We start from the raw sequence: 20273 nt of genomic DNA, 5'->3' as shown, positions 1-20273 counted from the left end.
GAATTAAATGGAACCCAACATCATCAAGGCTACCATTTCTTTAATCACTCGTAAACAAATGCAACTAGAAGATTATTTTGAATTTCTAAATCCAGATGACATCCGAATTAAAGGACATCGCATTGGCATTGATCATGTAATTCAATATTACCTGCAAGGATATTCGGCAGAGGAGATTCTAGAAGAATTGCCTTCTCTTAATTTGGAAAAAATTTACGCGACGCTTACCTATTACCTGCAAAATCGTACAGAAATAGATGCTTATATGTTGCGGTTATCTAAGTGGCAAGAACAACGCTATCAAGAATCTTTAGCTAATCCTTCTCCTTTAATGCAACGTTTAAAAGCATTTAAAGTACAACGTGAGCAGGAGTTACTTAACCGCGCGTGAAGATACGTTTTCTTTTAGATGAAAATTTGCCACCTAAGCTAAAGACTGCCGTTTTGCGCTTTGATCCAACAATAGATATTTTACGTGTAGGCGAGGCCAATGCACCACCATTAGGTACACTTGATCCAGATATATTAAAGTATCTAGAATTATCCGAAAGGTTATTAATTACAGACAATCGTAAAAGTATGCCTGGACATTTAGAAAAACACTGGAGTGATGGAGGGCATATTTGGGGGCTAGTTTGGTTACGTTCTAGTGGTAATCTTAGTAGCTGGGCAGAAACAATTTATATCATCTGGCAAGTGACAGAAGCAGAAGAGTGGATTGATAAACTAGACTGGATTCCCATCTAAAAAATTAATTTTCTATGGACAAGGCGGCGTTGATAATGGTTCAAATCTCCGACTTCTTCAAGAAATCGGTGTTTTAGTTGTAGACGCAGAATTACCAGCCAACTTTGATATTAATGCCTGTATAAATGAATTGAGAGAAGAACGTTTTACTCGTTTGGTAAGTGCGATCGCTTCAATTGTAAAAGTTCCTACGTAGAGAGAGGTTCAGATGTGTAGGTTGGATGGAATGAAATGAAACCCAACATAATCAAAATTTTGTTGGGTTACGCTGTCGCTTCACCCAACCTACCATTTCTTTTGAAGTGACAATTGAAGATTTGATAAAAGTGGTGGAAGAATAGGTAAAAAACTGTATTTTAGCTAATCTATTTATGGCATCGTTTAATTTAAGTGTTGCTCTAAGATTATTAAAAATTTATGCCACAGTCGGACTGATTAGTAGTTTGATAATACATATATTGTCTTTGTTGCTATCAGTCATTGATTTAAACTCCTTTGGAGTTGTACTAAGTTGCTTACAGTTAGGAATAATATTGCTGTCACTTTTCATTTGGTATATCAACCGTCAGATGAAATATGGTAATTCTGACAGAGACACATATCTTGAACAAAGGGAAAGCGATAGCACTTGGAAAATCACTTCATCACAATGTCCTAAATGGATGAAATTTATTATTCAGGCTAGTAATATATATACATTGCTCTTTTGGTGGTTAGGTTTTATTTTAGTAGCCATTCACCAAATGCCTTTTGAGACATGGGCAGTACGCTGTTTTTCCACAATATTAATGTTGATGTATCTAAGATGTTTAGCTTTAGTCATCGCTTGCTATCGAAGATACCAGATTTTGTAAGGCTAAGAATCAGACTGTAGTTTATATAACTACTATTTTCAGTGCGATCGCAACTAGATATTCTAAATCTATTGGTAAACTAGAGAAAGACCATAATAATGGTGTAAATATCAGCGATAAAAAGCAAGTAATGAGGTATATCATGCAACCGACAAAAACTAGACAAGCATTACTCAAAGCTATTTATGAAGAATTAGAACAAGCTTATGACGACACTTTAGAAGATGTTTTAGAGTTACTAAAAATTCGTAAAAATGAAGATGAAGAGGATATTCAAGATATTTATGCTGCGAAAAATGATACTACTATCTCTTGGGAGCAATATAAGCAAGAGAGTGCATGATTTATCAAATAGAAATTACAACCAGGGCAGCGAAACAATTAAAAAGCTACCTGAAGATATAGGACTCATATTTGATTTCTGAAAAACCAAATTTGCTAGAAGCTTGCTATGCAGAGCTTTTTTTCTCAGTATACGTAGCAAAATTCAAGTACGATTCCTATATTAAACTTAGATATTTAAAAGACGCATTTCGACTTCGCTCAATGCTCAATAGGGTTATTGCATAAGTCTTAATCAACTCTGCTCGCATCCTTCCCCCAGATACAACGCCTCATTCTAAAGATTTCTGGACAATTGTAATGAGAATGAAATATTGATGTTATTTTGGACTGCAACGAGTAGCTTGCTCAATCTCAGACTCTCAACAAAGTTGATGGTGTTGCAGTGGTCGGAATAGTTATCGTTTCTCATAGTAAACAATTGGCTCTGGGTGTGCAGGAACTTGCTGCACAAATGGTTCAGGGCAAAGTTGCGATTGCGGTGGCGGCTGGTATTGATGATGCGGAAAACCCACTTGGTACGGATGCGCTGAAGATTTATGAGGCGATCGCATCTGTATTTAGCGATGATGGTGTATTAGTATTGATGGATCTTGGTAGTGCGGTCATGAATGCAGAAATGGCTGTGGAGTTTCTGCCAGAAGCACACCAAGAAAAAGTATACCTCTGTGAAGCACCATTGGTTGAAGGTGCGATCGCCGCTACCGTTGCAGCCGCTATAGGTAAAAATATCCAGCAGGTAATAGCAGAAGCCAGAGGAGCATTAAACGCCAAAGCCACACAATTAGGCGTTACTAATACAACAATTGACAGCAGTATTAATACAGGACAAATAACAAGTACTGCCTATCCGAATCGAGAAATTCGGCTGACTGTTCATAATCGTTTAGGTTTACATGCGCGTCCGGCGGCGCAGTTTGTCGCCACAGCCGCAAAATTTCAGTCTCGCATTCATGTGCAGAATTTAACCAGAAATACTGCCGTTGTTCGGGGTGACAGTATTAACCAAGTGACAACTTTGGGAGTGCGTCAAGGACATGAAGTATTAATTACTGCGACTGGTATTGATGCAGATGCAGCACTAGCGGCATTACAAACTTTATTTGCAAATAACTTTGGTGAAGATGATAAGGCTGTAGTCTCGCCGCCAGCAGTCCAGCCGGAAACAACAGCAGCAACTCATGGCGAACTTTCAGGAATTGCGGCTTCTCCCGGAGTTGCGATCGCACCTGTAATTCATTATCAACCTGCTCCGGTGACAGTAACACAATACCACGTCAACGACCCAGAAGCAGAATTACAGCGTTTACAAGCAGCTATTCACACCGCACAACAAGAAATTCAGACAATCTTTTCCCAAGCAACTTTGCAAATCGGTGACACGGAAGCCGCTATTTTTGATGCTCATTTACTATTTTTAGAAGACCCTGTGTTGTTGGAAACTGTACAGCAACGCATCATGGAACATCACCTCAACGCCGAAGCAGCTTGGCAAGCCGCAGTGGATGAAGTTGCAACTTCTTACCGCACCTTAGATGATGCGTATTTAAAAGAACGTGTCGAAGATGTGGTAGATGTGGGACAAAGAGTGCTGCGACTGTTAGCCGGAAGTGCTGCTAGTAGTTTGTATCTGTCTGAACCAGCAATTTTACTAGCCACAGATTTGACACCTTCCGATACAGCCGGGTTAGACCCCAGTAAAGTACTCGGTATTTGTACTGTGTCAGGAAGTGCTACATCCCACAGCGCGATCATTGCGCGGACATTGGGGATTCCCGCCGTTTTGGGTGTCAATCCCGAAGTGTTGCGCTTGCAAGATGGTACTTTAATGGCGTTGGATGGTGAAAGCGGTAAAGCTTGGGTAGAACCAGAAGCAGATATTCTCGGTGCATTAGAAGCTAAACGGGAAGCTTGGCAAACTGCTAAACAAGAAGCACTCGCCAAGGCGCATCAACCAGCAATCACCCGCGATGGCAAACAAATCAATATCCTCGCCAACATTGGTAGTATTGCAGATGTCCAAGCGGCGGTGGCTGGTGGTGCGGAAGGGGTGGGACTGTTGCGGACGGAGTTTTTGTATTTAGGAAGAAACACCGCACCCACAGAAGAAGAACAACTAGCAGTGTATCAGGCGATCGCCCAAGTTTTAGATAACCGTCCGCTAATTATCCGCACCCTCGATGTTGGTGGTGACAAGCCATTACCTTATTTACGATTCAACTTTTCTGAAGCTAACCCGTTCTTAGGCTGGCGGGGGATTCGTTTTTGTTTAGATCATCCAGATTTATTTAAAACTCAGTTAAGAGCCATTTTACGCGCCAGTGCGGAACACAAAATTAAGGTGATGTTCCCGATGATTGCTAGTGTCACAGAAGTACGGGCAGCTAAGGCAATCTTAGGGGAAGTACAGGCACAATTGCGGCAAGCTGGTATTTCTTTTGATGAAAATCTCCCAGTTGGTGTCATGATTGAAGTCCCGGCGGCTGTCGCCATCGCTGATAACCTAGCGGCGGAAGTTAACTTTTTCAGTATTGGGACAAATGATTTAAGTCAGTATGTCATGGCAGGCGATCGCACTAACCCCAGAGTAGCGTATTTAGCCGATGCCTTACACCCTGCTGTATTGCGAATGATTCAACGAACTGTTAAAGCAGCCCACGCCGCCGGAATTTGGGTAGGATTATGTGGAGAATTAGCCGCAGATCCCACCGCCGCAGGTATTTTATTAGGTTTGGGGTTAGATGAATTGAGTGTCAATCCCCAAGCTATCGGGATCATTAAACAAGCGATCGCAAAATTAACTGTAGCTCAAGCCGAGGCGATCGTTGCTACCGCATTACAATTAGATTCGGCAAATGATGTTAGAGCTTTGGTGCAGTGAAATGCTCACGCAAAGGCAAGGCAGCGCGTTGGGCGGCTTTGCCGACTTGAAGCGACTGCCGCGCAAAGGCGCAAAGGTTTTTTCTCTGTGTCTGTCCACTACTTAAGATTTAATGTATAAATTGTCTCTAAAGTCTCAAATATGAATTGGAAGTACTACATCCCTCATATCTGGGAGCAAGAACGTCAAATCTGGGAAGATGTTTACTTACTTCCAGATGATGGTAGTTACAATGACGAAGCTCTCTGGTTAACTCTAGATGCTTTAGGTAATCCAAATAATCTAGAAGATGAATCTGATTTTGATGAGTTTGAAAAGAAGTTGTTGAAAAAACTTGGTGATAATTCTTATCTTATTGATGGAACAGAAATTGTAGTCAGGACAGAGGATTTTTCCAAAGCAGAACTTTTAGAGTGGGTGCGATTATGGTTGCAGCAGCAAGGATTTTCTGTTTCAGGGTTATTTGAAGCATCAGCAGAAGATTTTCAAGGTAAGGCTTTTCATGTAGATTTCGTGGCTCACCTTAAATCGTTAAATTGAGACTAGACTGGGGAAAGCTACGAAAAATTAGTAATGCAGTTTGCTTTCTCGTTTCCTTTAATCTATCGGATTCTTCAACCGAGCTTTCCTGATTGTCTTTGGAGTGGCGATCGCAATTGTAAGGCGATCGCACTTACTTTTGATGATGGCCCCCATCCCCAATACACGCCTCAAGTTTTACAAGTTTTAGACCGCTACAATATCACAGCCAGTTTTTTTTGGCTGGGTGCTTGTGTTAACCGTTCACCAGATATTGCTAAAGCCGTCAGCGACAGAGGCCATTGGATTGGTTTACATGGTTATGATCATCGTTCTTTCCCTTTACTGACTCCCAAGGAACTCAAGGAAAGTTTAGAAACAACCCAAGCCGCTATTTACAACGCTTGTAACTTGAACCCCTCACAAGTGCTTGATGTTCGTCCTCCCAACGGTTTATTCACACCCAAAACTTTAAAATGCTTCCGTCAATGGAATTACCGTCCCGTCATGTGGAGTGTTGTCCCAGAAGACTGGGTAAGGCCAGGAATTAACACCGTAGTACGGCGAGTTCTACAACAAGTACAAAATGGTTCACTCATCGTCTTGCATGACGGCGTTTGTGGCGGACAAGATGTAGCCGCAACAATAGAAATCCTAATTCCGCAATTGCTACAACAAGGCTATCAGTTTGTGACAGTAGACAATTTATGGCAACACAAATAGGACTTACGTACCAAGATTGGGTGTAGGGGTGAAAGGGTATGGGGTGAAAGGGTTTTGAATACTTATACCATTTTGGATTTTAGATTTTGGATTTTGGATTGGGAAATTGCTTACTGGTGAGCTTTTCAGTAACCTATTTGTTGTAATCATTTTTCAAATTGGTATTACACCCTCATACCCCTGTACCCTGTTCTAAAACCTTATTTTTTCGTTTTTTGCGTAAGTCCTCACAAATAATGACGAAAAATCACCGATAGATCATCACTCGCCAAAACTCTTTGACAGATGACCCATCGGTTTATCTAAGAAATTTATATTAGTTAGGAATGAGATTAGAAAAAACTAATCATCAAACATAGAAAATTACAGACTTTTTAGCCTGTTCCCTGTTGCCTTTTAGAAAAAGAATATGTTAGCTACTCGTGGCTTTGTGCTTTGGAGCAACTTCACTTTCAGAATTTAAGGTTGAGGTGGTAGCCTCAGTACCTAAAATCTGATGTATTTCATTTATTGAACTTGGTTTGGCTACAGGTTCTTCTAATGGTTCGTTCACATATTCTATTAGGTCGTCTACTTGACAATCTAATGCCTTGCAGAACCTAATGATTCTTTCAATGTGGTCTGTCCCAGTTCTGCCGCTTTCCCAGTTTTGAATAGTGCTTTCAGTTACGCCTACAAGACGCGATAGTTCAAGCTGGGTAAGCCCTGCTCTTTCACGAAGCAAAGCAATCCTCGGTTTTGGCTTTTGTTTCACAGCTACAGCACTTTTATCTCGATATATAGTGCTAGATCCTAGCACCAAAAAAAACCTGCGCCTAGAAAATCCCTAAAAAAACTTTATTTTAAACTATCTTTCTTAAAAATCTCGCCCTAACGCCTTTTTTTATAAGCACTATTAAGCATTTGACGACTCCTCATAGGCACATCAAAGACATTTTTGTAACTGTCTTTCTAAATTAGCCCGTAACCATAAATCAGCCGCAGACCAAACCCACAGTTGATTCGGTGCTTCTACAAAATCCTCCGGTTTATGTGTGACAATTGCATCTAAAAGTTGGTCATCAACACAAACAAATTCGACAGCCGATTCAAAATCTCTTAATGGTGATGAACGTGCTATTTGGAGAATTTGTTGGTCAACAATACAAATGTTGATTTTTTCTCGTAACCAGTCAATTACTATTTCCGCAATTTGACTGTTTTGCAAGCGGCTAGTATAAGCAGCTATTTTTTGCCAGCCAATATCTGTTAAATACAGCTTGATGGATGGATGCACTCCATCGAGTAATTCTCTGACATCTTCTGTCAATTTGTTGCGATTTATCAAAGCATCTAAGATTAAATCGGCATCAACTAAAATCCTGAACACTTGCGACTCCCATGATCGACTGAATAAATACAGCTAAAATTTGGTTAATATCCATGACGTATGCGCCCCTGACAGTGAAGTGTAGTCAGCACTAAGTTTTTCTGTAGATAACCTGCGATCGCTTAAAGTACGAAGATAAGGTGCTGCTAATATAAACGAACATTAGTTGTAGTGATTAAAAGTTAAACTTACATAATCAACTACACGGGAATTAATCATTATTTCAGATTTGATTTTCCACATTTTTTTGCCAAATATTAAGGCAAGTAAATTATTTGTGATAAAACTATAAACTCAGAAAACACACTCCACTTCAAACAACCATCAAATACACGCAATAAAAGCAGGCTCTAACATAGCTCTGTCTTATACTGACTATTAGCCAAAATGACGGCAGATGATTGCTTGAGTTCCTGGTGCAGAATTTTTAGGAATTTTTTATGGTTTGAGTAACAGGTAATACAACTGCCCATTGCTAACGGTAACACCAGCACGCTCTCCAGCGATTTTACCCGTCCCCAAAAAATAATCTACTCTCCCCGCACCTTTAATTGCTCCACCTGTATCTTGATCAAGCACATAACGGCTCACAATCTGATGTTCCATCTCGCCGTTAGCTTGGACAAAGGGAAAAGGAGCGCGAATCAAAGCTAAAGCCCCAGGTGGCATGAGAGACTTATCTGTAGCGATGGAACGTTCTGCGGTGAGTGGGACATTGATTGAACCTTGGGCTGGTGCGCCGTGGTTTTCTTGAAAAAACACAAAACTGGGATCACGGGGGATATAGATATTTAATTCTGGGGGATGCTGTTGGAAATAGTCGAGGATAATGGGCATTGTCATTCCCTGTAAGGGCAATTTGCCATCGTTGGCTAGTTCTCGACCAATACTTTTATAGTTGTAACCTGTATTACCTGCATAACCGATTGTTGTATCAGTACCATCGGTTAATTGTAGTCGCGCTGAACCCTGAATTTGTATCATATATGGTTCTAAGCGATCGCGGAACCAAAATAACTCTAATCCTCGTAGTTTGCCTTGTGATCCTTGTAAACCATCAGCACCTTCCAATTCTAAACGGGTAGGATGGGGCTTTGTCCAAGAATTGATATCGGGAGGTAATCGATAAACTGGATAGCGAAATTCATCTGTAGGAACGCGACTAGCCAGATACAGTGGTTCATAATAAGCGGTAAATAAGACTGTACCTTTTTGGTCTTTGCCGACAGACTGATAATAAACAAACTCTTTTTCGATGGCTTGATGTAATTCTTTGGCAGAGTTTGATTTTAAAAGCAGTTCGCGGAATCTGGTTAAACTTTTGATGACGCGATTGCGTGTAATTCCGGTGACGGGATATTTTTGATAAGCTGCGATCGCCCGTGAAGTTTGCAAATATTGTAAACTGCGGTCAATAGAAGTAATTAAAGCTTTTTTATCTGCTAATTCATCTAAACAAGATAGGTCATCTTGACAACAACTTACAGGCGATCGTTCAATCAAAACTGATTGCTGGTTTTCTAAAGCATCTGGTACATGCCATTTTTTGATGCGACATACCGCCGAACTCAGTTCTCGAAATCCTAATGGTTGCGTCCCCACCAAAAAACTCAAAATAATGATTGGTGGGGTAAGGAAAGTGGCTAGTCTGTATAGCAATCCTAAATGATTGACAAACATTTCTCCCTCGTCTCCCTTCTCCCCCTACTCCCTTCGGTGTACACACAAGTCTTATAAAGTTCCCTAGTAGTGTTTCGATCCCCCCTTCAAAAGGCTACGGTGTACACACAGGTCTTGAAATCCTACCCAACGTTTGGTTTCGTCGTCTAGTTTCCGGTTTTGAGATCGTTCTAGAAGCCTGTCATTGCGAGGAGGAACGACGTAGGCGTAAGACTTCCCGCAGGGTAGCAATCGCAAGAATTACGGGATTATGCGATTACTTCGCTCCGCTATCGCTGCGCTCGTAATGACAATAGTTTAAGGGGTCTATAACGCCTAAAACCCTTGCAGTTACTACTTGTGTGTACACCGTAGCTTCAAAAGGGGGGAAAATATCTCAAAGTCCCCCTTTTTAAGGGGGATTTAGGGGGATCAGAGGATTTGTGTGTACACCGCAGCCCCCTACCTCCTACTCCCCACTCCCGACTCCCTACTCCCAATTCTATTACTCATTCATATTGCGATAAGTCGCCACAGCAGAAGGCGAAATCCGGTTGAGATAACGGAATATCCAGTATTTAAAAATCGTGTCTAAAATTACTGGAAACGTCGCAATAAACAAAAAGATAAAATCGCGGTTGGCTGGTAAACCCCAATGGCGCGATACACCTTCTAAAATTACTTCCCAACCGTGGGGAGAGTGGAATCCCACAAACACATCAGTAAACAAAATGATAATAAATGCCTTGGCACTATCACTCAAACCATAGACAAGATTATCAAAGAAATCTTTCAGCACGGCAATAGATTGCTTACTCACCAGCAGCAACCAAACAAAAGCAATTACCGAGAAAATATCGGCAAAAACATTTTTAATCGCATTTGCACTTTCATCCCGAAATTCTTCTGCGATTTCTGCGGCTTTTTCTTTGAGTTTCTCTTCTATTGCTTCTGGATTCAGAGGCGGTGCAATGCCAATTAAATTTTCAAATCTTATTCTTTCTTCAAATCTTTGTAACTCTGATAAAGCTTCTTCTTCCATTTCAAAGTTTAGGAAGACATTAGCTGTTTCGGCTGGTCTAAAATTGGGAATTAATGGCCCAACAATCAAAGCTTTTGATAGTTGATGTGCTAAAAGAGGTACAATAATTAGTAATAATATAAATCTGATAGATATGATAGTTCTTCTTTGAGCTTGCCGAAAGCTTTTAACAACATCCTGCTCAGAATTTGGGTCTAACTCGACTTGTAAACGACTAATAGTTCCTAAAATTGAGCGAGGCAATACACCTGTTGTATCAGCTTTCCGCCGTGGTTTTTGTTTGGTTTCTAGGTTTTTATTTGGTAATTGTGGAGCTAATGGGGCGGGTGATTTTTGCGGAGTAACATCAGCAACTTTGACTATTTGTGGTTGATTAACTATGACAGAATTAGTTTCAATATCAGATACGGTATATTTTGATATGACTTCATCAATAAATCTTAATTTTTCTAAAATTATCTCCGCACTAGGATATTCTATACCTGTTTTTCGTGCCGCTTTTTGATTAGATTCGTTGGAAAACCAACGGCTGGCGCGAAATTCTGTGAGGCGCATCCGCGCAATTTTTAATTGTTTTTTAAGGTCTGACTCAAAATAATCCATCATGCTGTTGCTGTATTGGCTTGAGTCAGCATCTATTTTTTTACCGTTGAAATGCTCATCTTCGATGGATTTAATTTGTAATGCTGCTTGATAAGCCTCATCAAGAGAACGCTGTGGCGTTAATAAGTACCAACGGTAAGCAGCTAGTAAGTAAGAGTAAATTTTTTGGGTAAAAGCGAAATTATTCATTGTAGGCAATTATCCAGCCTTTTCTAGTGATTCTTAACCCTAAGTTAACGCACAAGATATACTAACCAAATCTAGAAGGAGAAAGTTTGTGGTTTCACATTCTGTTTGGATTGTCGGCAATAGCCGCAGTGGTAAGACAACTCGTTTGGTAGAACATTTTTGTCGTTGGCTACAAATAGAAAATCACAACTTGGGATTATTTTATACTAAAAAAGCTGGAAAAAAATCTGACAATTCCTTTTCAAAACCTTTTGTTTTAAAACAAACAGAACCTGGAGTTTTGGTATTAGCAGCAAATGATGACAATCGTCGGGAATTGTCTGACAAAATTGTTACAAAAACTTTAGGAAAATATCCCATTCGTGCTAAAACTCCCTTGGGTTTTTTTCAAGATGAAGTTATTTTATTTTGGCCTTTACTCATTGAGTTACTGCATCTTAAGGCACAATTTCCAGTAAGATTGCGCCCAGAAACTGAACAGGAATTAGCTACAAAACTCTGGCGTGAGCAAATCGATGCAGAGATTCTGCGGCGTGCTGGAGTGAATGAATACCGTTTAGTCCGACGAATTTTGGACTTGTTGCAACTAGCCGCCTACAGTGGTACGGCTTGTGAAGGAATTGCTGAAGTTTTACAAAGCGGTTTAGAGGACAACGGCGTAAATCTAGAGCCGGAATTTTTAGCATCTTTGCTGCTAGATTGGCGTAACTGGTGTTTAGAGCGAGGCTTGCTCACTTATGGGATTATAACTGAACTCTACACGCAACACTTGTTAAGCGATCGCCATTATCAAGAACGTCTCAGGCAACGGTATCAAGCCATACTAGCTGATGATGTTGATGATTATCCAGCCGCAACCCGACAGTTATTTGAAACACTTTTACAGCAGGGTGCTGTTGGTGCATTTACTTACAACCCTGATGGCGCTGTACGCTTGGGTTTGGGGGCTGATCCCAACTATTTGGAAGGGTTAGCGAGGCATTGTCGCTTAGAAACTTTATTTACACCAGTCGCCCCATCCTTAGCCGATAACCTAGCTAGACCAATGGTAGAATTTATTACTCAACCAATGGTGATGTTAGAGTTACCTGCAACAGTCCAATCAATTCAAACTACCTCCCGTGCTGAACTATTGCGAACCACAGCCGAGGTGATTGGCAAAGCGATTAAGTCAGAAAGAATACAACCAGAAGAAATTGCCATCATCGCACCTGGTTTAGATGCGATCGCCCGTTACACCATCACCGAAATTCTCACCAAGCAAAACATCCCCGTCGAATCACTCAACGACCAACGTCCCTTAATTAGTTCACCCATGATTCGGGCATTATTAACCATGCTGGCACTCGTTTATCCCGGCTTGGGACGCTTGGTAGATAGAGATGCAGTGGCGGAGATGTTGGTGGTGTTGAGTAGGAGGCAGGAGGTAGGGGGCAGGGGGCAGGGGGAGAGGGGAGAGAGGGGAGACGAGGGAGAAATATTTACTCAGCACTCCATACTCAGCACTCACATCGACCCGGTACGTGCCGGGTTAATTGCTGATTATTGTTTTGTACCTCATCCCGACAAACCTAATTTATTACCCGTCACCTCTTTTGAACGCTGGGATAGAATTGGCTATGCTGCGACCACAGCTTACACTCAGATATTACAGTGGATTGAAAAACAGCGATCGCAACAAGAACAGCGTTTAATTCCTAGCCCGATTTCGCTGTTGTATCTGGCAATTCAAGACTTTTTGTGTAAAGACAGTAACCCACCTTATGACCAAATGGCAGCCCTGCGGGAATTGCTGGAAACTGCCCAACATTATTGGGAAATTGATACTAGGTTGAGGCAGGAGGTAGGGGGAGAAGGGAGACAAGGGGGACAAGGCGGACAAGGCGGACAAGGCGGACAAGGGAGCAATCTTTCTACCTTGTCTACCCCCTCTACCTTGTCTACCCCCTCTCAGCACTCAGCACTCAGCACTACCTTGGCTGAATTTATTCAATTGTTGCGGCGTGGTACGATTACTGCCAATCCTTATCCGTTGCGTCCTATTGGCTTGTCGAGAAAAGCCGTCACCTTAGCAACTATTTTCCAATATCGTTCGAGTCGGCGATCGCATCGTTGGCATTTTTGGCTAGATGCTGGTTCACCATTGTGGGCAAAAGGTGGTGCAGCTACATTATTTGGTGCGCCGTTATTCTTGCGCGATAGGTTAGGCGAATCTTGGACAGCCGAAGATGAAAAAATTAGCGAACAAGAAAGATTACAGCGAATTTTGGCAGACTTACTCTCCCGTGTATCCGAGAAAGTTTATTTATGTCATAGTGATTTAGCCGTCAACGGACAAGAACAACTAGGGCCACTCCTACCCTTAGTACATACCTGTGTATCCGTGATTTCCAAAGTGGCTTGACACTGAATCAAAATTTTCCCAAATATCAACAGGATTTACACAATGATAGGCAAGGTCATTGAGCTTAGTCATTGAAGCGGTAAACCTGGATTTGCTAAGATTTCCAGTGCGTAAACTTTTAATAGAGCAGTTCTCTACTACCATGCCAGCATCAACAATTGACGGTAAAGACGCGATCGCTATCCAAGCCGCAAAAGCAGGGGTGGCTGTGTGCGATCGCTCTTTTTGGGGACGTATCCGAGTAGCAGATGGCGATCGCATCCGATTTTTACACAATCAAAGTACCAACGATTTTCAAAGCCGCAAACCAGGACAAGGCTGTGACACGGTGATGGTGACATCCACAGCCCGGACAATTGACTTGGTGAGTGCATACATTCTTGAAGATGCGGTACTGCTGTTAGTTTCGCCCAATCGTCGAGAATTTTTGATGCAGTGGCTAGACCGCTATATCTTTTTTGCCGATAAAGTAGAGTTAACCGACATCACCGAAGAAACGGCAACCTTTAGCCTGATTGGGCCAGATAGCGATGCGATTGTGGAAAAATTAGGTGCAGGGGCAATTATTGGTCAACCTGAAGGCAATCACTTGTTAGTTGATGGTGGGGTGATTGTCGCTGTAGGGAGTGGGTTAGGATTGCCTGGATATACCTTAACTTTGCCAGCCACAGAAAAACAACAGGTGTGGCACAAAATATTAGAATTTGGGGCTGTAGAATTGAGCGATCGCGCTTGGGAAACCCTACGCATTCTCCAAGGTAGACCAAACCCAGATGCAGAACTCACAGATGATTACAATCCCCTAGAAGTGGGTTTATGGCAGACGATATCCTTTAATAAAGGCTGTTACATCGGACAAGAAACCATCGCCCGGTTAAATACTTATAAAGGTGTCAAACAAAATCTGTGGGGAATTCGCCTCAGCGCCCCAGTTGAAATTGGTAGTGCGATCGCCCTGGGAGATGAAAAAATCGGCAAACTTACAAGTTATACCGAAACCAGTGAAGGTTACTTTGGACTTGGTTACATTCGTACCAAAGCTGGCGGTGTGGGCTTAAAAGTCAAAATCGGCGAAGTTGAAGGTGAAATTGTGGATATCCCTTTTGTCTCCCATGAGTATCCGGAATAGTCAACTTATTTTACGGATAGCTCACTCATTTTTATCACTACTTAGGACTTACGCAAGAACCTTCTCAAATCCTCTTAACTTCGTGTCCTACCCTTCGGGAAGCCACTTCGTGTCTATGCGCTCTTTGCGGTTAGTTTTTTCATGATTTTGCGTAAGTCCTGACTACTGTTGTCCCAGTGTTAAAACTTGAGATGGCATATCCACCACTAATTTGCGATTTTTTAACCACTGACGACCTAGTAAGATTTCGGTTAATCCTTGTCCCACATGAACAGGAATATCAAGATATTCTTGATCAATTCGCACTTTTCCTAAATAAATCTCAAATTCTGCTTCTCCTTGGGCTGTCAGCATGGTTTGTTGTTCTAAATATACCCAATTGAGTGCTTCTAAATCCTGGTTATTAATTGCTAACCACCAAGAAAATCCCGTATCAAAAAGTGCATCTACTGGTATTTCTAAACCATCAGCAGCTATTAAATCTATCTCAAAAAATAACTCATCCTCATCACCAAAGTGTCCAGAAATCATATTCTGCCGCACATCCCAGTTTCATTAATACGGAAAACGTGCAATCTAGCACTGGGGTATTTTTCATGCGCTATTTTTGCAACTACCAATACATCCTGATCAATAAAATAATCTCCACTTTCTGGCTCAATTGCCACATACCAGTTGTAATGAGTTCTAATTAATTCTGGTTGTAACTGATCAAAAATAAATTTGCAGCGTTGTTTGAATGCTTCTCGTTCAGCATTCCATTGAGATTTTTGTTCCTCCGTCCACTGAATTTGCGGGAAGATTCTTCCCCGACGTAATGTGCGAGTAGACTTGGCTTCAGTCATAGAAATTATTTAAATGGGATTTTGTTGCGAGTTGTAACTAATTGGATTGTAAAAGTAGATCCTTCATCTAGTTTACTTCTGACAGAAATAGAACCTCCGCAGCGCCACAATAACCGCTTAACAATTGTTAAACCTAAGCCAGCACCACTCAAATCTTCCGTAGTTCCCGAACGGACTCGATAAAAGCAATCAAAGATTTTGCTAATTTCACTTTCCGCAATGCCAATACCTGTATCGCGGAATTCTAACTGGACATAATCGGCTTGAAGACGCGCTCTTACCCAGACTTGCCCACCTTTGGGGGTAAACTTAATACTGTTTTGCAGCAAATTAATTACTATTTGCTTGAGTCCGCCAGTCACACACCAAACCCCTGGTAGTTCTGTTGGTACAGTGTAAGCGAGCATAATGCCTTTTTCTTGAGCTACAGGCTGGTAGGTGCTAACTACGCCAGGGACAATATCTGAAAGACGTACTAGTTCTAGGCTGGTGGTTTCTAAATTATGTTCCAGGTTGACCAGATCCAGTAAACCAGTGATTAGTATACTCTGGCGATCGCACTGAGTATTGAGCATTTGTAAATAACGTTGTCGCTGTGGCGGTTTAATCGTAGGTGAATTTAACAACGACAATGCTGTTTTCATGTGTGTTAAAGGTGTCCGTAGTTCTTGGCACACACTACTTAAATAATCATCTTTGAGTTGTTCTTTATTTTGGAGTTTTTGATTTTGTTCTCGTAATTTGGCAATGCGTTTATTACTAATTTGACGTTGAATGGAATTTTGGCGCTGGAGTTGTTTGGCCATGAGTTGACTGATAAGTGCAGGTTCGATGGTGCTGGGATAAATCAACTCAGCCGGAAAAACTGCCGATGATTCTGGTACAGCTACTTGTTTGAGACCATCTAAAACTTGCTGAATGATTCTGCCTTCCATTGTCATCACAGCCAGTAATGACGGAATTTTAACTGTTTTGCCTTTATGAGTTTGGCGGTTTTGATTTCTTTTACGTGGACGACGCGCCACAATTAAACTACAAAATCGCGGCGAGGATACTATAAAAAAGTATTCTCGCCGTAGTTGATAATTTGATAATAACTGTACCCAATTTTGTTGCTGTGGGCTGGTTTCATCTGTAATCTGATTTTCTGCCCCAGCATTAATTTTATCTATCCGACAAATATTAATTAGGCCAGATGCACTCATCGCAGATTGATAACGCTTTAATTCTGCGTGCCAAATTTTTCCCGGTGGTAACTTAACCCAAAAAGTTGCCGTAATTTGTTGTTCAATCAATAAATCAATGTGTGACCTCAGCAGCGATAACAAACTAGCAGGATTGCTTGGCAATGGTTGAGGTGGTGTTTCCACTCCCAAAGCCAGCTGATAGATGGATAACTCCTTACGCAGAGAATCATTCATGAGTCAAGCACAACAAGGAAGAAATAATTATGTCATTGATTGCCAATTTTATGTAAGGTATTTTTACAAAAAGAATATGTAAAATACATTTGGATAGAAAGTATGAAGGATGAAGTTTGAAGTCTGAAAGAATGTCTATAGCAGGAAACAGAAGACAATCCCGATGAAACTGAATTTCACAAGCCTTGTATAAAAGGGCGACTAGTATATTTACTCAGCACTTTATTGAAACAGTAAAATCCTGGTAATCTTCAGACTTCAGACTTCAGACTTCAGACTTCAGACTTCATTTTTTAGTCTGACTTGTAACGCATCCCGCGCATGTTCTCGGTCATCAAAGTGGATTTTTTCTGTACCGAGAATTTGATAGTCTTCATGACCTTTACCCGCTAACAACACGCCATCACCGGGTTCAGCTTGCAAAATTGCGGTGCGAATAGCTGTAGCGCGATCGCAAATTACAGTCGGTTGCACAGTGTCGGGTATTCCGGCTAAAACATCTTGCAAAATTCTTTCGGGGTCTTCGGTGCGGGGGTTGTCGGAAGTGACCACAGCCACATCTGCTAACTCGGCAGCGATTTTACCCATTTTTGGGCGTTTGGTGCGATCGCGATCGCCTCCACAACCAAATACACAAATCATCTTACCGGGAATAAACGGCCTTGCCGCTTTGAGTAAATTTTCCAGGCTATCGGGCGTATGGGCATAATCAACAATCACGCTGATATCTTGTTGCGGACTGATTTGTACTCGTTCCATCCGTCCCGGAACCCCAGGAAAATCACTAATTGCACTGGCGATTAACTCTAAGTCAAGTCCTAAATGCAGAACTGCACCCACCGCCGCCAAAACATTTTCTAAGTTATATTGACCAACCAACGGTGAGCGAAACTCCACCTCACCCTTTGGAGTATGCAGCAAACCACTCACACCATTGGGTTGATAATTTAAATCGCTCATCCACAAATCGGCACTGGGTTCGCTGACGCTGTAACTCCAAACTTGTTCTGATGGCAATCTGCTAATTAACTGTTTACCGTAGGAGTCATCAGCGTTAATAATTGCCTTACCTTTGAGATATGCCGGACTAAATAACAGCGCCTTAGCCGCGAAATAATCCTCCATATCGCTGTGATAGTCCAGATGGTCTTGGGTGAGATTGGTGAATACTCCCACCTCAAACGGACAACCCAAGACTCGACCTTGTGCCAAAGCATGGGAACTAACTTCCATTACGCCAAACTCACAACCTGCATTCACGGCGGCTGCTAACTGCTGTTGTAGTTCCACTGCAAAGGGTGTGGTGTGGATCGCAGTTTGGACAAATCCCGGCCAGCGAGTGTATAAAGTCCCCATCAAAGCCGTTACTAGACGCGCTTTGTTCAGGAAAAATTCAATTAAGTGAGTTGTGGTGGTTTTACCATTGGTGCCGGTCACACCCACTAACTTGAGTTTTTGTCCGGGATAATCGTAAAAAGCCGCCGCTATTTGAGCGCAAGCTTGAGTCATATCATTAGCACTAATCACTACAGCCTCCGGGGTGGGAGGATTTTTTTCGGCAGCTTCAGCAGAAACAATCGCTGCTACTGCGCCGGATGCGATCGCACTTGGCCAAAATTCGCCACCGTCCACCCGCGTTCCTGGCATTCCAATAAATAAATCTCCCTCACCGCAAGCATGGGAGTTAGTTTTCAAACCCTTGACTTCTGCATCTGCTAAGTCAGAACTGTTAGGCAATTGTGCCACACTATCTATTGCTGCTAGTAATTCCCGCAATTTCATCTTGTGAACCTCGCCACACTCGTATCTTGCGCTTATTCTGCATCATTTTTTTTGATATTGGATAAATACTTACACAACATTTGCTGAATTTGCTGGACATTTGCACGGGGAGAAGGACGTGGTAGAGCTTGTTCAAAAGCTTCTACACCGGGGATATTGGCTAAAACCAGCACTGGGACTTCATATTGATAAGCCAGCAACCAATCTTCACGAGTTGTAATGTCACGAATTTCTAACTCAACACCCAAATTGTCTGTCTCTAAAATTTGCTCTAGTTTTTCCTGCAAGCCCTCGCACAAATGACAACCAGGTTTACTGTACAAAATCAACCGCATTTCCTAAATACCAATACTTTTAGCCATCCTAAGTCATTCGTGAACAACTATAGCCATCCTCAATGATTTCTCTTCCTTGTCTGTGTTTAGGAATTTGTCTAATTTTAGATTTTGGTAAGAATTTTTGCTACTCTAGAGTAAAAATTTATGTGCAGCTATGTCTAACGTCGAAAAAATTAGTGTTGCGCTTACCCCAGAAATGGTCGCTTTTGTACGCAATGCGGTAGAATCTGGTGAATATGCCAGCAGTAGTGAAGTGATTAGAGAAGCATTACGAGACTGGAAGCAAAAACGCCTGTTACAGTTGCAAAATATTGATGAATTACGTAGTCTTTGGCAAGCTGGGATTGACAGTGGTGCTGGGCAGTATACAGATATAGAAGCTATTAAGCAGGAAGCCCGTCGGCGTTTAGGTCAAGCTTCTCAAAAGGATGCGTAATTTGTGGGACGTTTTAATTACGAATTAATTTTTTAGCCGATCGCCATAACAGAGAAAACTTCCACATTATTCCCACAGAAAAAGGCGAATGGAGGGTCATCTGCCTTCTAAGATGGACTATAGTCAGTTTTTGTGGAGTTTTGGGAATGACCGCAACAGATCCTGTAAAGTTAATGAAGCAAGAGGTTGGTAAAGCCGCAGCCCTACTAGTAAAATCAGGTTCAATTGTCGGTTTAGGTACGGGTTCAACAACAGCGTATACAATTCAGTATTTAGGCGATCGCTTGAAATCTGGTGAACTCACAGATATTGTCGGGATTCCTACTTCTTTTCAATCGGAAGTATTAGCCAAAGAATATGGTGTACCTCTCACCACTTTAGATGCTGTTGACCACATTGATATTGCTATTGATGGGGCAGATGAAGTTGACCCCCAAAAGAATTTGATTAAAGGTGGCGGCGCAGCCCATACCCGCGAAAAAGTAGTTGATTATCTAGCCAAACAATTTGTTGTGGTGGTAGACAGTGGTAAGCTAGTCGATCGCTTGGGTTCTGTGTTTGCAGTTCCCGTCGAAGTTATTCCAATGGCAATTACACCTGTGACTAATGCCATTAAACAACTTGGCGGTAAACCAGAACTACGTATGGGTGTAAAAAAAGCTGGGCCAGTCATCACCGACCAAGGTAACTTTGTCCTAGATGTCAGATTCGACTCCATTGATGACCCAGTGAATTTAGAAAAAATCCTCAATAATATTCCTGGCGTTTTAGAAAACGGCATCTTTGTTAACTGTGCAGATGTCGTTTTAGTTGGCGAAGTGGTAGATGGTCAGCCAGTAGTTAGGCAGTTGTAAAAGGGTGTAATACCATTTCACTTTAAACATGATACAGATATGCAACCAGCGCCTCGACTTCGCTCGGCGATCGCAACGCAAGCAGAGGCGCAGAGAAAGTGATTTGTATCAGTAATTGCGTGAATTGGTATAAGGG

At 41.8% G+C, this 20273-nt stretch carries 21 protein-coding genes; 11 read left to right on the top strand and 10 right to left on the bottom strand.

What is annotated here, in order from left to right; all coding sequences use genetic code 11:
- Positions 1-7: 7 nt before the first annotated feature.
- The 3 genes from H6G28_RS25665 to H6G28_RS25655 all read left to right on the top strand — a co-directional run bounded on the left by H6G28_RS25665 (position 8) and on the right by H6G28_RS25655 (position 1601).
- The gene (locus H6G28_RS25665) at positions 8-391 is read left to right on the top strand and encodes a DUF433 domain-containing protein (protein ID WP_242054647.1); all 384 of its coding nucleotides are present in this window, start codon (positions 8-10) and stop codon (positions 389-391) included.
- Entirely contained in the window at positions 388-747 is a 360-nt protein-coding gene (locus tag H6G28_RS25660; protein WP_190594557.1) for a DUF5615 family PIN-like protein, read from the top strand. The genes H6G28_RS25665 and H6G28_RS25660 overlap by 4 nt, the downstream gene beginning before the upstream one ends.
- Before the next feature lie 371 nt (positions 748-1118).
- Positions 1119-1601 (top strand): hypothetical protein, encoded by a 483-nt coding sequence (locus tag H6G28_RS25655; protein ID WP_190675249.1) that lies wholly within the window; start codon positions 1119-1121, stop codon positions 1599-1601.
- A 21-nt stretch (positions 1602-1622) separates the two neighbouring features.
- Here H6G28_RS25655 and H6G28_RS37465 read toward each other — a convergent pair whose 3' ends face one another.
- A complete protein-coding gene (locus H6G28_RS37465; RefSeq protein ID WP_277877377.1) occupies positions 1623-1745 on the bottom strand; it encodes a hypothetical protein in 123 nt (40 codons plus the stop codon).
- Here H6G28_RS37465 and H6G28_RS25650 point away from each other — a divergent pair.
- The 4 genes from H6G28_RS25650 (at position 1744) to H6G28_RS25635 (ending at position 6066) form a co-directional block, all read left to right on the top strand.
- Positions 1744-1944, top strand: coding sequence for a hypothetical protein (locus tag H6G28_RS25650; protein WP_190594559.1), 201 nt, complete (start codon positions 1744-1746; stop codon positions 1942-1944). The genes H6G28_RS37465 and H6G28_RS25650 overlap by 2 nt on opposite strands.
- Positions 1945-2328: 384 nt before the next feature.
- A complete protein-coding gene (ptsP, locus tag H6G28_RS25645; protein ID WP_190675247.1) occupies positions 2329-4824 on the top strand; it encodes a phosphoenolpyruvate--protein phosphotransferase in 2496 nt (831 codons plus the stop codon).
- A gap of 141 nt (positions 4825-4965) precedes the next feature.
- A complete protein-coding gene (locus H6G28_RS25640) occupies positions 4966-5364 on the top strand; it encodes a hypothetical protein (RefSeq protein ID WP_190675245.1) in 399 nt (132 codons plus the stop codon).
- Between the two features lie 33 nt (positions 5365-5397).
- Entirely contained in the window at positions 5398-6066 is a 669-nt protein-coding gene (locus H6G28_RS25635; RefSeq protein ID WP_190675244.1) for a polysaccharide deacetylase family protein, read from the top strand.
- Between the two features lie 412 nt (positions 6067-6478).
- Here H6G28_RS25635 and H6G28_RS25630 read toward each other — a convergent pair whose 3' ends face one another.
- The 4 genes from H6G28_RS25630 to H6G28_RS25615 form a co-directional block, all read right to left on the bottom strand.
- Positions 6479-6820: a helix-turn-helix transcriptional regulator gene (locus tag H6G28_RS25630; RefSeq protein ID WP_062298591.1), complete on the bottom strand. Its 342-nt coding sequence runs from the start codon at positions 6818-6820 to the stop codon at positions 6479-6481.
- A 171-nt stretch (positions 6821-6991) separates the two neighbouring features.
- Positions 6992-7435, bottom strand: coding sequence for a hypothetical protein (locus H6G28_RS25625; RefSeq protein ID WP_190594564.1), 444 nt, complete (start codon positions 7433-7435; stop codon positions 6992-6994).
- Between the two features lie 438 nt (positions 7436-7873).
- Positions 7874-9115 (bottom strand): murein transglycosylase A, encoded by a 1242-nt coding sequence (gene mltA, locus H6G28_RS25620; protein ID WP_190675243.1) that lies wholly within the window; start codon positions 9113-9115, stop codon positions 7874-7876.
- Between the two features lie 484 nt (positions 9116-9599).
- Positions 9600-10937 (bottom strand): proton extrusion protein PcxA, encoded by a 1338-nt coding sequence (locus tag H6G28_RS25615; protein ID WP_190594566.1) that lies wholly within the window; start codon positions 10935-10937, stop codon positions 9600-9602.
- Between the two features lie 79 nt (positions 10938-11016).
- Between H6G28_RS25615 and H6G28_RS25610 the strand changes: the two genes are divergently transcribed.
- Positions 11017-13332, top strand: coding sequence for a PD-(D/E)XK nuclease family protein (locus tag H6G28_RS25610; RefSeq protein WP_190675242.1), 2316 nt, complete (start codon positions 11017-11019; stop codon positions 13330-13332).
- A 142-nt stretch (positions 13333-13474) separates the two neighbouring features.
- A complete protein-coding gene (ygfZ, locus tag H6G28_RS25605) occupies positions 13475-14461 on the top strand; it encodes a CAF17-like 4Fe-4S cluster assembly/insertion protein YgfZ (RefSeq protein ID WP_190675241.1) in 987 nt (328 codons plus the stop codon).
- A gap of 162 nt (positions 14462-14623) precedes the next feature.
- Here ygfZ and H6G28_RS25600 read toward each other — a convergent pair whose 3' ends face one another.
- The 5 genes from H6G28_RS25600 to H6G28_RS25580 form a co-directional block, all read right to left on the bottom strand.
- Positions 14624-14992 carry an aspartyl protease gene (locus H6G28_RS25600; protein WP_190594239.1) on the bottom strand — a complete coding sequence of 123 codons (369 nt, stop codon included), beginning with the start codon at positions 14990-14992 and terminating at the stop codon, positions 14624-14626.
- Entirely contained in the window at positions 14989-15306 is a 318-nt protein-coding gene (locus H6G28_RS25595; protein WP_190594234.1) for a hypothetical protein, read from the bottom strand. Before H6G28_RS25595 ends, H6G28_RS25600 begins: the two co-directional genes overlap by 4 nt.
- 5 nt (positions 15307-15311) lie before the next feature.
- Complete coding sequence (locus H6G28_RS25590) at positions 15312-16727, bottom strand: DICT sensory domain-containing protein (protein ID WP_190675240.1); 1416 nt, start codon at positions 16725-16727, stop codon at positions 15312-15314.
- 279 nt (positions 16728-17006) lie between these two features.
- Positions 17007-18509 carry a UDP-N-acetylmuramoyl-L-alanyl-D-glutamate--2,6-diaminopimelate ligase gene (locus H6G28_RS25585; RefSeq protein ID WP_190675238.1) on the bottom strand — a complete coding sequence of 501 codons (1503 nt, stop codon included), beginning with the start codon at positions 18507-18509 and terminating at the stop codon, positions 17007-17009.
- Between the two features lie 32 nt (positions 18510-18541).
- Positions 18542-18844 carry a glutaredoxin family protein gene (locus tag H6G28_RS25580; protein WP_190675236.1) on the bottom strand — a complete coding sequence of 101 codons (303 nt, stop codon included), beginning with the start codon at positions 18842-18844 and terminating at the stop codon, positions 18542-18544.
- 157 nt (positions 18845-19001) lie between these two features.
- On the opposite strand from H6G28_RS25580, the gene H6G28_RS25575 reads away from it, so the two are divergent.
- The gene (locus H6G28_RS25575; protein ID WP_190594230.1) at positions 19002-19283 is read left to right on the top strand and encodes a type II toxin-antitoxin system ParD family antitoxin; all 282 of its coding nucleotides are present in this window, start codon (positions 19002-19004) and stop codon (positions 19281-19283) included.
- A gap of 146 nt (positions 19284-19429) precedes the next feature.
- Positions 19430-20137: a ribose-5-phosphate isomerase RpiA gene (gene rpiA, locus H6G28_RS25570; protein WP_190594229.1), complete on the top strand. Its 708-nt coding sequence runs from the start codon at positions 19430-19432 to the stop codon at positions 20135-20137.
- Positions 20138-20273: the final 136 nt, after the last annotated feature.

It is taken from the genome of Nostoc sp. FACHB-190 (assembly GCF_014696905.1).
Classification (GTDB): Bacteria; Cyanobacteriota; Cyanobacteriia; order Cyanobacteriales; family Nostocaceae; genus Nostoc_B.
The sequence above is the reverse complement of the archived record's forward strand: the minus strand, read 5'-3'. Positions and strand labels throughout refer to the sequence as shown.